Annotated in this window: 12 protein-coding genes; 9 read left to right on the top strand and 3 right to left on the bottom strand. The window is 60.8% G+C overall.

What is annotated here, in order from left to right; all coding sequences use genetic code 11:
- Nucleotides 1–71: 71 nt before the first annotated feature.
- The gene (locus FYC77_RS07310; RefSeq protein WP_149080854.1) at nucleotides 72–803 is read right to left on the bottom strand and encodes an SDR family NAD(P)-dependent oxidoreductase; all 732 of its coding nucleotides are present in this window, start codon (nucleotides 801–803) and stop codon (nucleotides 72–74) included.
- Nucleotides 804–955: 152 nt separating this feature from the next.
- Here FYC77_RS07310 and FYC77_RS07305 point away from each other — a divergent pair, with 152 nt between their 5' ends.
- Genes FYC77_RS07305 through FYC77_RS07295 form a run of 3 tightly spaced genes read left to right on the top strand, consistent with a single transcriptional unit; the run spans nucleotide 956 to nucleotide 3,493 of the window.
- On the top strand, nucleotides 956–2,092 hold the full coding sequence (locus FYC77_RS07305; protein ID WP_149080853.1) for an NAD/NADP octopine/nopaline dehydrogenase family protein: 1,137 nt from the start codon (nucleotides 956–958) through the stop codon (nucleotides 2,090–2,092).
- The gene (locus FYC77_RS07300; RefSeq protein ID WP_149080852.1) at nucleotides 2,089–3,048 is read left to right on the top strand and encodes a 3-hydroxyacyl-CoA dehydrogenase family protein; all 960 of its coding nucleotides are present in this window, start codon (nucleotides 2,089–2,091) and stop codon (nucleotides 3,046–3,048) included. The genes FYC77_RS07305 and FYC77_RS07300 overlap by 4 nt, the downstream gene beginning before the upstream one ends.
- On the top strand, nucleotides 3,041–3,493 hold the full coding sequence (locus tag FYC77_RS07295; RefSeq protein ID WP_149080851.1) for a VOC family protein: 453 nt from the start codon (nucleotides 3,041–3,043) through the stop codon (nucleotides 3,491–3,493). The genes FYC77_RS07300 and FYC77_RS07295 overlap by 8 nt, the downstream gene beginning before the upstream one ends.
- 271 nt (nucleotides 3,494–3,764) lie before the next feature.
- Here FYC77_RS07295 and FYC77_RS07290 read toward each other — a convergent pair whose 3' ends face one another.
- Nucleotides 3,765–4,154 (bottom strand): DUF2237 family protein, encoded by a 390-nt coding sequence (locus tag FYC77_RS07290; RefSeq protein ID WP_149080850.1) that lies wholly within the window; start codon nucleotides 4,152–4,154, stop codon nucleotides 3,765–3,767.
- A gap of 668 nt (nucleotides 4,155–4,822) precedes the next feature.
- Here FYC77_RS07290 and FYC77_RS07285 point away from each other — a divergent pair.
- On the top strand, nucleotides 4,823–5,137 hold the full coding sequence (locus FYC77_RS07285) for a cupin domain-containing protein (RefSeq protein WP_149080849.1): 315 nt from the start codon (nucleotides 4,823–4,825) through the stop codon (nucleotides 5,135–5,137).
- A gap of 119 nt (nucleotides 5,138–5,256) precedes the next feature.
- Here the strand turns inward: FYC77_RS07285 and FYC77_RS07280 are convergent, their stop codons facing one another.
- The gene (locus FYC77_RS07280) at nucleotides 5,257–7,407 is read right to left on the bottom strand and encodes an acetate--CoA ligase family protein (RefSeq protein WP_149080848.1); all 2,151 of its coding nucleotides are present in this window, start codon (nucleotides 7,405–7,407) and stop codon (nucleotides 5,257–5,259) included.
- 145 nt (nucleotides 7,408–7,552) lie between these two features.
- On the opposite strand from FYC77_RS07280, the gene FYC77_RS07275 reads away from it, so the two are divergent.
- The 5 genes from FYC77_RS07275 to FYC77_RS07255 all read left to right on the top strand — a co-directional run bounded on the left by FYC77_RS07275 (nucleotide 7,553) and on the right by FYC77_RS07255 (nucleotide 13,944).
- The gene (locus FYC77_RS07275; RefSeq protein ID WP_149080847.1) at nucleotides 7,553–9,259 is read left to right on the top strand and encodes an acyl-CoA synthetase; all 1,707 of its coding nucleotides are present in this window, start codon (nucleotides 7,553–7,555) and stop codon (nucleotides 9,257–9,259) included.
- A 210-nt stretch (nucleotides 9,260–9,469) separates the two neighbouring features.
- Nucleotides 9,470–10,594, top strand: a complete 1,125-nt coding sequence (locus FYC77_RS07270) for a mandelate racemase/muconate lactonizing enzyme family protein (protein ID WP_149080846.1) — start codon at nucleotides 9,470–9,472, stop codon at nucleotides 10,592–10,594.
- 218 nt (nucleotides 10,595–10,812) lie between these two features.
- Nucleotides 10,813–11,847: a Bug family tripartite tricarboxylate transporter substrate binding protein gene (locus FYC77_RS07265; RefSeq protein ID WP_149080845.1), complete on the top strand. Its 1,035-nt coding sequence runs from the start codon at nucleotides 10,813–10,815 to the stop codon at nucleotides 11,845–11,847.
- 60 nt (nucleotides 11,848–11,907) lie between these two features.
- A complete protein-coding gene (locus FYC77_RS07260) occupies nucleotides 11,908–12,456 on the top strand; it encodes a tripartite tricarboxylate transporter TctB family protein (RefSeq protein WP_149080844.1) in 549 nt (182 codons plus the stop codon).
- Nucleotides 12,457–12,459: 3 nt separating this feature from the next.
- Nucleotides 12,460–13,944: a tripartite tricarboxylate transporter permease gene (locus FYC77_RS07255; RefSeq protein ID WP_149080843.1), complete on the top strand. Its 1,485-nt coding sequence runs from the start codon at nucleotides 12,460–12,462 to the stop codon at nucleotides 13,942–13,944.
- Nucleotides 13,945–13,959 lie beyond the last annotated feature (15 nt).

Here is a 13,959-nt window from a genome sequence, read left to right as displayed (position 1 = left end):
CTGGGTCCGGACTCCTCGCCGAACGATTCGCGCTGAAAAAATTCGTTCGTCCCGAAACGCGAGTCGCCGGCTTACTCGAGGCTGAGTCCCGAATCGACGGGCAAGACGGCACCGGTCGTCGTCGATGCCAGATCAGAACAGAGGAACAGACACGCGTTCGCGATCGCCTGTGGCGTCGTCAACTGTTTGTACGGCTGTTGCTCGAGGAGACCGTCGATTGCGTCCTCCGAGAGCGCGTCGGGATCCCGGATGAATCCCGGCGAGACGACGTTTGCGCGGACGCCGGAGGGGCCGAGTTCCCGTGCGGCTTCCTCGACGAGTGCGATCAGTGCCTGTTTGCTGGCGTCGTAGGCGGCGAGATCGGAGCTTCGCATGATGCCGTCACACGCCGAGACTGCGACCATGGCACCGTGGCCCTGCTCTTCGAACTTCGGAGCGGCAGCCTTGATCGTATTGAACGCCCCCGTTACGTTGACGTCGAGGTGGCGCTGCCAGTCGTCGACGTCGGTGTCCGTGATCGAACTTCGGGCGATGACGCCGACGGTGTACACCAGGCTGTCGATCGGTCCGATCGCGTCGAACGCCTCGTCGATGACCGCTTCGGTTTCCTCGGGGTCGGTCACGTCACACGACCACGCCTCGTGGCCGTCTCCGTCGAGTTCGTTGAGTAAAGCCTCGGCGTCGTCGGATGCACTGTTGTACGTGAATCCGACGGTGCCGCCGGCGTCGGCGACGGTTTCTGCGACCGCACGACCCGAATCTGACGTTCCAGAGAGGACGAGTACTGTTTGTTCGTCGTACATACCGTATGTACGAAGCGGGCGTACTCACATCAAACTGGGGGATGCGGATTGTACGACCGTTACCTGGGGGATGCGGTTCGTACGTCCGTTATCGCAGGGCAGGTGACGATCCATCCAATTTACGTATGTTGGATTCTAACGTGTGACTGGTTATGCACACTGTAGCGGTAATCGGTGGCAGCAACGGCGGGTATGCCGCCGCTGCTGACTTCGCCGAACAAGGACATACGGTTCAGTGGTACGTTCGCTCCCCGGATAATCACGCGGCTGTACTCGACTCGCAGTCGGTTACGCTCGCAGTTTCGCCTCGTTACGAGGGGACGAGACGAACGGCGGACGATCGGACCACCGTCTCACTCTCGACGGTAACGACGGATCTCGCCGAGGCAGTCTCGGGAGCCGATGCGGTCGTAGTCCCGCTCCCGACGACGGCACAGCGGGGGCTCTTTTCCGACCTCGCACCGGTTCTCGAGGACGATCAAGTCGTGTTGCTCTGTCCCGGAAACTTCGGTTCGTATCTCCTCCGGCAGTCGATCGACGAACTCGACGACCCGCCGGAAAACGTCACCGTCGCCGAAACGCCGACGCTGCCGTACGTGACGCGTCGGTCCGACGACGCCGAGTCGACGATCAACCTCGACGCGGTCGCGCTCCCGATCGGTGCCTATCCCGGCGACGAAACCGACCGGGCGCTCGCGGTCGTCGAAGGGCTCTACGAGTCGGCCATCCCGGCCGAAAACGCACTCGACAGCGCGTTGAACAACAGCAACTCGTGTGTCAACGCCGTGCCGACGGTACTCAACGCGGGTGCGATCGAAAGCGACGAGATCGAGTCGTTCAACATCCACCGCCACGGGATCGGTGACGGCGTCTACAACGCGTTGATGTCACTCGACGAGGAGCGCGTTCGAATCCGAGAGGAGCTTGGATACGACGAACCGCACTTCACCCAGGACGAGTACTACCGCCCGGGGGAGGCCGACGGTGGGCACTTCTACGGCGAAAATGCCCGCAAGGCGCTGATGAGCGCCGACACCTTCAGCGAAGACCCACCGTCGCTCGACGATCGGTACGTCCACGAGGACATCAGCATCGCGACGGTGTTGTTGGCCTCCGTCGGCGAGTTCCTCGACGTCGAGACGGCGACGATCGACAGCATCGTCCACATCGCGGAATCGCTCATGGACGAGGAGTACAGCGAGACGGGACGAACGCTCGAGCAACTCGGCCTCGCCGATCTCTCGCGTGGGGAGTTCGAGCGGGTCCTCGCGGAGGGTGACGAGCAATGACGGACTCGGAGCCGCCGATCGTCGTCGTGGGACCGGGTCGAATGGGTATCGGTATCGCGCAAGTGTTCGCCACGGACGGGCGATCGGTTCACATCCTCGACGTGAAAGAGCGCACGGACTCTGAGTTCGAGGACAAAGTCGAGTCGGTCTCCGAGACGATCCGATCGAACCTCGAGTTTCTCGCAGCCCGCGGTCACTTCGATGGGGACGCGAGCGACGTGCTCGACCGGATCACCGTCACTCGCGAGACGGAGACGTCCCTCGAGTCGGCAGAGTGGGTGTTCGAGGCCCTCCCCGAGGATCCCGAGATCAAACGAGAATTCCTCTCCTCGTCGGCCGACGCGCTCGGCGACGCGGTCGTCGCGACGACGACCTCCTCGATCAGCATCGACGAACTGGCGGACGCCGCCCCCGCGCCCGAGCGACTGCTGATCACCCACTGGCTCAACCCGGCGTTTATCGTGCCGCTGGTCGAGGTCGCACACAACGAACGGACCGACGACGACGCGGTCGATCGAACGGTCGCGCTCCTCGAGGCCGTCGGCAAGGAGCCGGTCACCTGTTCGGACAGTCCCGGCTTTCTCGGCTCGCGCATTCAGGCGGCTGCGATGAACGAAGCGGTCCGGGCCTACGAGGACGGCGTGGCGTCGCCCGAAGAGATCGACCGCGCGCTTCGGACCGGGGTCGGCTTCCGGATGGCCGCGATCGGATTGATCGAGTTCATCGACCTCGGCGGCGTCGACATTCTCTACTACGTCAACGAGTACCTCGAGGACGAGCTCGGGGAACGGTTCGAGAACCCGGATAGCGTCGTCGAGAAGATGGAGGCGAACGATCTCGGACCGAAGACCGGTGCCGGCTACTACGACTACGGCGAGGACGTCGACGCCGAGGAGCTAAAGACCGAAACCTACAGTCGGATGCTCGCGCTCGCGGAGACACTCGACGATGAGTGACGTCGAGGTCGTCTCCCTCGACCGCGTCCTCATCGCGACGGCCGACCTCGAGGCGAGTACGCGTCAGTTCACCGAGCTGCTCGGACTCGAGTTCGGCGCGGTCGTCGATCCACCGGCAGCGCCGATTGCAAACCGAACCAGTCGCATCGGCGTCGAGTTCGTCTCCGGCGACGACGGCTCGGCCGTCCAGCGATTCCTCGAGCGAAACGGCCCTGGGCTGTACGCGGTGTCGTTCGAAGTTGCCGACGTCGACGAGGCGCGCGAATCACTCGCGGCGAACGGCGTCGACCCCGTCGACGAGGTCGAACTCGAGGGGTTTCACGAGGTGTTCTACCACCCATCTTCGTTCGAGGGCGTCATGGTCGCCCTCACGGAGTACGATCGTCCCCACCCGGCCGAATCGGCCGCCGCCGAGTCGGGATGGACTCGCGACGCGGACGACTGACGTCCGTCCGTTCCTGACGGGTCCGGATACGACGTCCCTTTTCACCTTCTCAGCCTGTCATAGAATACGTCTCACTCAGTGGCTTCCCAAGCCTGAACTGACGAGTCGAACCAGTTGGCGGGTATCGGTTCGACTCATCAGTCGACGCTTGGGAGGGTACTCAGTATAAAGAGTGTCGTAGAACGGTCATCACACCAGTAAGGAGGAAATCCGAAGCGGGAGCAGTCGAAGTTACCAAGGATAATCGCACGATCTCATGTCCGTTGGGCGCTCAGACGTCGTAGGAGTGGCTTTCGAGCGTCTCCAGATCCACGGAATCCAACACTGCCTCATTGGTTGCTTCGAGAACTACGGGTGGGACCGTGGTCTCCGGGAGACGTTTGGCTTGTGTGGCTTCAAGTGCCTCGATCCACCGTCCGAGACAGAGACACCAGCGATCACCAGGATCAAGCCCGGGAAACTCCAACTCCGGACGCGGCGTCACAAGGTCGTTGCCCTGTTCTCTACTGAAAGATAGGAATTCGTCGGTCATGACTGCACAAAGCTCGTGTCTACCTCGATCGTTGGGATGAGTTCCACAGCAGCCATCGCGGTCGAAGCCAGTCCTCGGATCAGTACTACAGGTGGCAATTTCCTCGCCAAGGACATTTCGTTCGGGCATACCGATAGAGTGTGATCCATCGTGAAAAGCCTCTCCCTCTGTGATTGTTTCTATGACACACGGATGAACCGAACCTATGCAACCCCGCAAAAACCCCTCTGTCGATATGGTAGGTTCGACAAATCCAACGTGAATTGGGCTGCAGTTTGGGCCAATTAGCTGAAATGTAGTATCACGAATTGAGATAACGGATACCACTCTCGAAACATGGCCCTATGTCGCTCGAGGAATCCGGTTCTATCCGGTTGAGCCCTTTACCCTCGAGCATCGAAAACACCACTTTAGAACGTATAGAACGCGAAAAGTCCCGAAGACTCTATCTTCGGTGGGATCGGTGTAGGAGCACCGACCACGGATCAACTATGCGTGTCATACAAAAGGTCTCATACGGATTGCTGTAACTATTTACCGGGGCAACCGCAAGGCGAGGCGCGGTTGCCCCGGTAAGGACTTATAACAGTCAGTATAAGAGGGGAGGAGGAACGGCAGCGTGAATACCCCTGTCAAGGTCTCAGAGATTCTCTGCCCGCAGATCTCTGATGCGATCGCGTTAAGTTAGAGGATGAGGCGCTCGACTTCAGGGTGTCTATGACCGAAATCGAACGCCCGAACGTATCGTCTAATGCCGACATTGGGTTTATATGTGATCAGAGCGAAGTGCTAACGGTATGAAACATATTACCGCAGAGGATTTGGCAGAACGACAGGAAAACCAGGACAGCGACGTCACCACAGTGTTCGATGAGGATGCGATGGTAATCGAACAGAGTCGGTATCGAGCCGAAAAAGCAGAGGAAACAGACGCCCAGACACATACGGAAGACGAATTTTATTATATCACTGCTGGATCAGGAAAAATGAGGGTTGGAGACGAAACGAGTCAGGTGAGCCCCGGAGACGTGATCTACGTCGAAGGAGGGGTCGAACACGACTTCTTTGACATAGACGAGGAACTCAGGACGCTCAAAGTGTTTGCGAGCTAGTTCGAACTGCTCTATTGAAAACGCCATACGGCACTGGCACTCCAGTACAGGGTTGAATACCGCATCGAGGAACACAGTTACTTCGAATCCGACGATCGCGGAAAACGGTCGGTGCGCCGTTACAGGGTGATCGACGCGTCGATCACCGACAGACTGTCCTCGTAACAGAAGACCGGGTTGAGGTCCAGTTCCGAAATTCGTGGGTTCTCGGCGACCAGTTCCGAGACGTCGACGAGCAGGTCGACGAGTGCGTCCTCGTCGATCTCCGGGTTGTCTCTCGCGCCCTCGAGGATCTCCTTGCCGTCGATTCCCTCGATCATCCGGCGGGCGTCGTGTTCGGTCAGCGGAACGCCACCGAACGTGACGTCCTCGAGAACTTCGACGAAGATGCCGCCGACTCCGAACATGACGACCGGCCCGACCTCTTCGTCCTGTATGGCGCCGATGATCACCTCGACGCCCTCCTCGAGCATCGGTGAGATCAACACGCCGTCGATCGTCGCCTCGGAATCGTAGGCCTCTGCGTTGGCCACCAGTTCCTCGTAGGTGTCGCGGACGTCCGATTCGCCGGAGACGCCGAGCGCGACGCCGCCAGCTTCGGTTTTGTGCTGGATCTGTGGGGAGACGATCTTCATCGCGAGCTCCTCGTCGAACCGGTTTGCGGCTTCGACGGCCTCCTCGGCGGAGGAGACCAGTTCGTAGGGGGCGACGGGAATGTCGTACTCCTCGAGTACCCCTTTCGCCTCGTGTTCGGCGAGTACGGTGCCGTCTGCCGCTTCCTCGAGTGTCTCGAGACCGTCAGCGCCCGATCCGGCGTTGAAATCGCTTCGTTCGTCCGCCGACTCGACGGCCTCGCTGTACTCCGCCAGCGACTGGAACGCGAGCGATGCGTCCCTGAACGAGTCGTAGACGGGAACGTTGCCGTCGCGACAGATCGCAAGTGCCTCCGACTCCTCGGGGGTGAAGGTGCTCTTGATGACGACCGGCTTGTCGTACTCCGAGGGCAACTCGGTGATCCGGCGGGCCGACTCGATCTGAGCCTGGGCGGAGGCGTCGTCCATCGGGAGTTCGATCCCGGTTCCGCCGACGCCGTAGCCGCCGTAGCCGCCACAGATCATCAGCCCGTCGATGTTCGGATCCGAGAGCAGTATCTCCGCTGCCTCTCCGTGTAGCGACGCCGTGTCCCCGGTTACCATCGTGTCGATCGGGTTCTCGAGGTTCGGCGAGTAAGGGAACAACTCGGCGAGTTTCTCCTGGGTTTCCTCGGTCAACTCGGGAACGTTCATGCCGTGTTCGACGAGCGAGTCGGCGGTAATCGTCGCGACTCCGCCCGCTTCGGTCATGATCGCGATATTTCGTCCGGACAGCGTCGGTGCATCGGTTAGCGCCTGGTAGACCGGAACGACGTCGTCGAAGCTGTCGACGGTGACGACGCCGGCCTGCGAGTAGACGTCCGCCACCACGTCGGCGTCCCCGGCCAGCGAGGCCGTATGAGACTCCGCGGAGGACTTTCCGGCACCGGTCCGCCCCCCTTTCAGGAGGATGAGTGGTTTCTCCTGGGTGAATCGCCGCGCTTCCTCCAGAAACGCTCGTCCCTCGGACATCCCTTCGACGTAGAGGACGAGCGCTTCGGTCGAGTCGTCGGCCGCGAAATACGGCAACAGCTCGTGGAACTTCAGATCCGCCTCGTTGCCGATCGAGACGAAGTGACTGAGGCCGGTACTGTGTGCTTTGTTCGTCGCCACGCCCAGATTCATCCCGAGGTTTCCGCTCTGGGAAATCACCGAGAGGCCGCCCTCCCCGTAGCTCGCGTCGATCCCCAGACAGATGTCACTCGGCACGTTTACCATCCCCATGACGTTCGGCCCGAGGAAGCGAATGTCGTGTTCGTTGGCGATCCGGATGAGTTCCTCTTCGGTCTCCTCGTTGCCGACCTCGCTGAATCCGGCCGAGAAAATCACCGCTCCGGCGACGTCGGCCTCGCCAGCGTCCTCGAGAACCGTCGGCACGGCTCCGGCGGGAGTCACGACGTAGACGAGGTCGACGCGGTCGGGGATCGACGAGACCGACGGGTGCACCTCGGTCCCGAGAATCTCGCCCTCGTAGGAGGGGTTGACCGGGTATACCTCTCCGTCGTACTCGGATTCTACCAGACGTTTGGTCGCGATGTACCCGCGTTTGTTTTCGTCGGCTGACGCGCCGGCGATGGCGATCGACTGGGGATCGAGTAGACGCTCGATCCGCTCTGCTGAATAATCGCGTTCGTCCATACGGTCTCAATTCACCCAGTTCGTTAATATAGATTGTGAATAGCACACAGCACGACCGGCGTCCGGACGATCGAGTGGCCGAGAGCAAAACCGGAAATCTTTATCAGAAGGCGCGAAAATGCGTACGTAATTGAGAGGTAGACACATGTCATCTGGAAACACGCAGTTCGGATCGATCTCGATCGACTGGGAATCTGAACCGGTTCCCAACCTTGGACAGTACGATAGTTACGAAGAGGCGCGTGCGAACTTCGAGTGGGATATTCCGGAGACGTTCAATATCGCGACCGACGTCGTCACCCGCCACGCCGAAAAACGCGGACAGGTCGCTCTGTTCCAGCGAATAGAGGACGAAGGCGAGGAGACGTACACGTTCTGGCAACTCGAGCGTGAATCGAACCGCCTGGCGAACGCCCTCGAGACACGCGGTGTCGGACAGGGAGACAGGATCGCTATCGTCGGTGCGCGAAGCGATCGGGTGATGCTCGCTCACCTCGCTGCCTGGAAACTGGGTGCGGTCAGCGTCCCGCTTTCGACGCTGTACGGTGCGGACGCACTCGAGTTTCGGCTCAGCGACTGTGATGCGAGTGCGGTCTTCGTGGATCAGGATCTCTCGGAGACGCTCGCGGACGCACTGGAATCGATCGACACCGTCGAGTGCGTCGTCGAGATGGGTGGGACGACGTCACATATCGAAGGCATCGAGACGGCCGATTTCGACGAGATGGACGGCGAGACGAGCTACGAGTCCGTCGAGACTGCGGCCGACGATCCCGCGCTCATCCTCTATACGAGCGGGACGACCGGCAGGCCGAAAGGCGTCGTCCAGGACCACCAGTCGCTTCTCGGCTGGCTGCCGAGCTTTCAGATGTGTTTCGAGTTGCCCTGGCACGACAGCGATCCGCTTCTGTACGCGACCCCCGACCTCGCGTGGATCGGTGGGATCAACCTCGTGCTTGGCTCCTGGCACTACGGGTTCCCCGCGTTCCGGTACGACTCTCGGACCGGATTCGACCCGAAGACGGTCTTCGAGAACATCGACCGGTACGGTCCGACCCGCGCGGTGTTGGTTCCGGGGATGCTCAAGCCGATGTCCCAACTCGACGCCTCACAGTACGACCTCGACGCGTTGCAGGTCGTGATGTCCGGCTCCGAACCGGTCTCCGAACAGCTCCACGAGTACGTCACGGAGACGTTGGGGGCGAACCTAAACGAGATGTACGGCCAAACCGAGGCCATGCATCTCGTAACCTCGTGTTCGCAGTGGTTCGATGCCGATCCGGGAAGTCTCGGCTACCCCGCACCCGGACACGACGTCCGAATCATCGACGAAGACGGGACCGAGTGTGAGACCGGTGAGACGGGTATCATCGGCCTGAAATCCCCCGATCCGACGATGCTCGTCGAACTCTGGAACGACGACGAAGCCACCGAACGAAAGTTCGTCGCCGACGGGGAGTGGATGAACACCGACGACCTGGGCTACTGCGACGAAGACGGACAGCTCTGGTTCAAATCTCGAGCCGACGATCTCATCATCACGAACGGCTACCGCGTCGGGCCAGCGGAAGTCGAGGATTCGATCCGCGAACTCGACCAGGTGCGTGAGGTCGGAATCATCGGCGTCGAAGACGACGGCCGCGGCGAGATCATCAAGGCGTATATCGAACCAAGCGAAGGGGTGGCCGACGACGACCAGCTCAAAGAAGTGGTTCGATCACACGTCAAGACCAACCTCGCGAAGTACGAGTATCCTCGAGAGATCACGTTCATCGACGAGGTGCCGACCACCGTCACCGGCAAGATCAAACGAACGAAACTCGAGGAACACGAGCGTGAGGGCCAAGCCTGATCGATCTCCCGTACCCACGTGCCGACGGAACCACGACTCGGTTGCTCCGCAGGATCGCGAGTACACCGGATAGCCCGTCCGACTAGGGTTTCGCCGTGACGAACGTCGGTGAACACGTCTCCGTCCGCCCCCTGCCGAACGTCGCGGTCGGGTGACTCCTCTTGCTCGAGGGGGAAATAATAAAATACCCCTGGGACAATTACAACCGCGATGGAGATTACAGCGATAGAGACGCACGTACTCAAGAGCGATGTCGATTCGACGTCGATCCCGTCGATCGGAGCGGTCGAGGTCGGCTCGGTTCTCGTCGAAGTCCACACGGACGAAGACGTCACCGGCTACGGGGAGTCGTTTCACAGACAGCGCGTCGAGGACAACGTCGTCCTCGCCCACGAGATCGAGTCGCTCGAGCAGTATCTCGTCGGAACGGATCCACGCGAAATTAGCGAACGGTGGTCGGAACTGTACGTCCACGTGAAACGGTCCGGGGCGTACAAAGCGCTCTCCGCGATCGACGAAGCGCTGTGGGATATCGCCGGCAAACGGGCCGGGCTGCCGGTCTACGAACTTCTCGGTGGCTACCACGGTGATCTCAGCGCGTACGCGACGTTCCCGATCCAGAAAGAAGCGGACGAACTGGTCGAGGATGCTCACTGGCTCGCCGAGAAGGGGTTCGAGTCGCTCAAGATAACGGCCGGGTTGGGCGTCGAACGAGATCGGGAGCGGATCGAGACGATCGCGTCGAATCTACCGGACGGGTTCCGGCTCGCGATCGACGCGAACACCTCCTACGACTTTACCGACGCCCTCCGACTCGCGAACGCGGTCGAAGAACACGATCTCGTCTGGTTCGAGGAGCCGATCGCACACACCGATACCGAAGGCTACGCCGAGTTTCGCCGGCAGGCACCGACTCCGCTGGCAGGGTTTCAGACTCACACTCCCCACTACTCGGCCGTCGAGATGCTCCAGGCGGGCGCACTCGACATCTACCAGCCATCTCTGGACAACGTCGGGGGCATCACGGCGGCACATCGCGTCGCCGTGCTCGCCGAAGCGTTCAACAAACGCATCGTCCCCCACGCGTTCGGTCCCGCGGTCAACTACACCGCGAGCTTACACCTCGCCGCGGCCAGTCCAGCCTGTTCGCTCATCGAATTCTGCGTGTTGAGCGACGACATCGACGATCCGGGTGAGTTTATCGCGAGCCCGTTCGTCGCGAACCAGGACGAACTGTCCGTCGCCGACGGCGGTGAAATCTCCCCGCCGGACCGACCCGGCTTGGGTATCGAACTCGACAGGGATGTCCTCGAGGAGTACCGAATCGAGCACTGATACGGATTGCTGTAACGATTTACCGGTGCTATCGCAGGAGTGCCCGCGGCTGCACTGTCGATGACGTACCGCAGTCTTCTGACTCTCGTCGATCTGCCTCGAGAGGGTAATCGTTCGATTCGACGACCGACGAGGGGTGGCTGTCTTCGTCGGTGTACCCGACCACCTCCATATAGCGGAAGTTTTATGTAGTTGTTACTCCTCGACACTGATAGTCCATGAGGGGAGTTAGCAATATCCGGAACGATAGTGGTGCAATTACTCGCCGCCAGGCGCTCTCGATCGCTGGAAGTGGGGTCGCGGTCGGACTGGCTGGCTGCATGGGTGACTCCGACGACGAGGACGAGGCCGAGGAGTTCCCTTCCGACACCATCCGGACGCTCATCGCGTTCGGAGAGGGTGGCGGTACCGACATCTACGCCAGACAGATCTGGGGGCAGGTATCCGAACAGCGGGACGTTTCCGTCCAGTTCGACAACGTCCCCGGTGCCGGTGGAATGACTGGGGCAAGCGAGTTCGCGGCCTCGGACTCGGGCGGTCACACGATCGCACCGTTTAACGCACCCGGCGACATCATTCCCGCGCTGATCCAGGACGTCGACTTCGACTTCGAGGAGTTCCGGGGCGTCGCCGCACACGCCGAAGAGGAGTTCGTCATCGTCGGCAACCCGGACGAAGAGATCGGCGACTTCGACGAGATGGTCGACCGCTACGCGGACGGCGAGTTCGATGCATTCGGTGGGATGCAGCCGGGGACCCAGTTCAACATCATCGCCACGATCCTCAGAGACAACGCGGATTACGACGTCCAGTGGGAGAACTACATCCCCTACGACGGCTCCGGTGAGGTCGGACAGGCAGTCGCCAGCGGCGAGATTCCGAACGGTATCGTCACCGTCTCGACGGCGGAGGACATGTCCGAGCAAGTCGACGTCGTCACCGGCCTGGTCGACCACGAACTCTCAGCGTTCCCCGACGTTCCTAGCCTCACCGATCTTGGCTACCCGGACCTCGGCTACCTGGGTGGGATGGTCAGAGCGACCTACGCGCCGCCGGAGACGCCCGACGAGCACATCGAGTGGCTCGAGGATGCAGCCGAAGAAGCGATCGAGAGCGACGACCTTCAGGGGTGGGCCGACGAAGGCGGTCTCCACCTCGAGTTTATGGGTGGGTCGGAGTTCGTCGAGGACCTCACCTCGGAGTCGATTGGGAACATTCGCGACGAGATCGATCTCGACGAGTTCAGGAACTGAGAGCGGTTAGCGTCGACTCTTTCGGTCACCAACGACTTTCACACAGTTCATACAAATCCAATGAGTACCGACAAATCCGGTGTCTTTCGAACCGACCTGACGTCCGAGCACGTGATGCTCGCCGCCATGCTCGCGGTCGCCTCGTACATGCTGATCGGGTCGTACGATTTCTCCGATAGCGCAGCGATGTTCCCGCGGTTTACTGCGACGATCACGATCGTCGGCGTCGTCTTACTGTTGACCAGGGAGTACTTGCCGAGTCCGCTTTACGAATACGTCGCCGAATCGACCGACATGCTAAGCGACTACGGCGACGACGTCGAGGAAGAGGACGGACAGGATACGGATACGGATACCGACGCCTCTCGCGGGAGGCCGATCGGGGCCACGACGTTTACCGTCGCGTCGCTCATCGCGTACGTCGCCGGTGCGTACGCCGTTGGACTCCTCTGGGTGACGCCGCTTTTCGTCCTCGGATACACGACGTGGTTTCGCCTGTCCTGGCCCGCCCGCCTCGCACTGTCAGTCATCGCGTTCGCCATCGTCTACGCGTTCATGGTGATACTGAACGTCGACCTCCACGAGGGATTCGTGGTCACACTCTTCTAAGCCATGATCGATAGTCTCTTCCACGCGATCGATCTTGTCTTCTCGTGGCCGGCGATACTCTGGCTGGCGGTGGGGATGTTGTTCGGCATCTTCGTCGGCGCCCTCCCGGGTGTCGGCCCGAACCTGGGGATGGCGGTCGTGCTTCCATTGACGGTGCCTCTCGATGGGATCACCGCGATTATCCTCCTGATCAGTATCTACAGCGGTGCGATGTACGGCGGGAGTATCGCCGCGATCCTCATCAACACGCCCGGCAACGCGGCCGCAGCGGCAACGACCTTCGACGGCTATCCGATGACCCGCCTCGGCCAAGCACGAAAGGCACTGGCCGTCTCCGCGACCGCATCGGCACTCGGCGGCATGTTGACGATCGTCACGATTATCCTGCTTTCCCCACTGCTAATCGAGTTCGTCCTCATGTTCGGATCGCCCGAGTACTTCCTCATCGCCATGTTCGGTCTCGTGTTGATCACGGTGGTGACCCGCGGATCGATGGTCAAGGGGATCACCGCAGGCGCGTTCGGACTGTTGCTCACGTCCGTCGGTATCCCCGTGATGACCTTCGAGCAACGGTACACGTTCGGCATCCTCGAGCTTCAGGACGGTATCTCGTTCGTCGTCGCACTTATCGGCGTCTTCGCGATTGGCGAGATGATGCGCCTGGCAGCCGAACAAGGCGGTATCGTCAAAGAGGACGTCGAACTTAGTGGGAGCATCGCCTCCGGATTCTGGGAAGTCATCAAAAATCCCATTTCGACGATCAGATCGGCGTTTATCGGGCTCGGAATCGGTGCCGTCCCCGGGTCCGGTGCATCGGTCTCGAACTTCATCTCCTACGGCGAAGCGGTCAGAAGCGATAGCGACGACACCTACGGCGAAGGAAATCCAAAAGGCGTCATCGCGTCGGAGGCTGCCAACAACGGCACCGTCGCGGGCTCGCTCATTCCGACGCTCTCGTTCGGAATTCCGGGTAGCGGTGCGACGGCAATTTTGCTCGGCGGCCTCTTGATGCACGGCATTCGTCCGAGTCCGGAGCTGTTCGGAGCCGAACTCCACATTACGTACGCGACGTTTATCGCACTGATCGTCGGGAACGTCTTCATCTTCCTGTTCGGACTCCTGATCGTCACCCGAACCGGCCACTGGTTTACCCGGATCAACACCGACTACATTATTCCACTCGTCATCTGTCTCGCGGTGACCGGCTCGTTTGCGATCCGGAACAACTGGCTCGACCTCGCGTTCGTCGTCGCCTTCGGTGTGCTCGGCTACTACATGGTCAAGCACAACTACTCGATCATCGCGTTCGTCCTCGGTATCGTCCTCGGCCCGATCGCCGAGGAGAACCTCTACCGGACGATCGAACTCGGCGGGTTCCCGGTTTTCCTCGAGCGCCCGCTGTCGATACTGCTGCTCGCGCTGACGGTGCTCGTCCTGGTCGGTCCGCTGATCAAGAACCAACTCGAGGCCAGACGGAACGCGGCCTGAGAACGGCCTCCGTCC

Origin of the sequence: Natrialba swarupiae (assembly GCF_008245225.1) — an archaeon.
GTDB classification, from domain to species: Archaea; Halobacteriota; Halobacteria; order Halobacteriales; family Natrialbaceae; genus Natrarchaeobius; species Natrarchaeobius swarupiae.
The sequence above is the reverse complement of the archived record's forward strand: the minus strand, read 5'-3'. Positions and strand labels throughout refer to the sequence as shown.

Excerpts from the sequence above, each read along its gene's own strand:
- FYC77_RS07305 (WP_149080853.1), top strand. The coding sequence starts at position 956 with ATGCACACTGTAGCGGTAATCGGTGGCAGCAACGGCGGGTATGCCGCC.
- FYC77_RS07310 (WP_149080854.1), bottom strand. The coding sequence starts at position 803 with ATGTACGACGAACAAACAGTACTCGTCCTCTCTGGAACGTCAGATTCG.
- FYC77_RS07280 (WP_149080848.1), bottom strand. The coding sequence starts at position 7,407 with ATGGACGAACGCGATTATTCAGCAGAGCGGATCGAGCGTCTACTCGAT.
- FYC77_RS07290 (WP_149080850.1), bottom strand. The coding sequence starts at position 4,154 with ATGCCCGAACGAAATGTCCTTGGCGAGGAAATTGCCACCTGTAGTACT.
- FYC77_RS07275 (WP_149080847.1), top strand. The coding sequence starts at position 7,553 with ATGTCATCTGGAAACACGCAGTTCGGATCGATCTCGATCGACTGGGAA.
- FYC77_RS07285 (WP_149080849.1), top strand. The coding sequence starts at position 4,823 with ATGAAACATATTACCGCAGAGGATTTGGCAGAACGACAGGAAAACCAG.
- FYC77_RS07270 (WP_149080846.1), top strand. The coding sequence starts at position 9,470 with ATGGAGATTACAGCGATAGAGACGCACGTACTCAAGAGCGATGTCGAT.
- FYC77_RS07300 (WP_149080852.1), top strand. The coding sequence starts at position 2,089 with ATGACGGACTCGGAGCCGCCGATCGTCGTCGTGGGACCGGGTCGAATG.
- FYC77_RS07255 (WP_149080843.1), top strand. The coding sequence starts at position 12,460 with ATGATCGATAGTCTCTTCCACGCGATCGATCTTGTCTTCTCGTGGCCG.
- FYC77_RS07295 (WP_149080851.1), top strand. The coding sequence starts at position 3,041 with ATGAGTGACGTCGAGGTCGTCTCCCTCGACCGCGTCCTCATCGCGACG.
- FYC77_RS07260 (WP_149080844.1), top strand. The coding sequence starts at position 11,908 with ATGAGTACCGACAAATCCGGTGTCTTTCGAACCGACCTGACGTCCGAG.
- FYC77_RS07265 (WP_149080845.1), top strand. The coding sequence starts at position 10,813 with ATGAGGGGAGTTAGCAATATCCGGAACGATAGTGGTGCAATTACTCGC.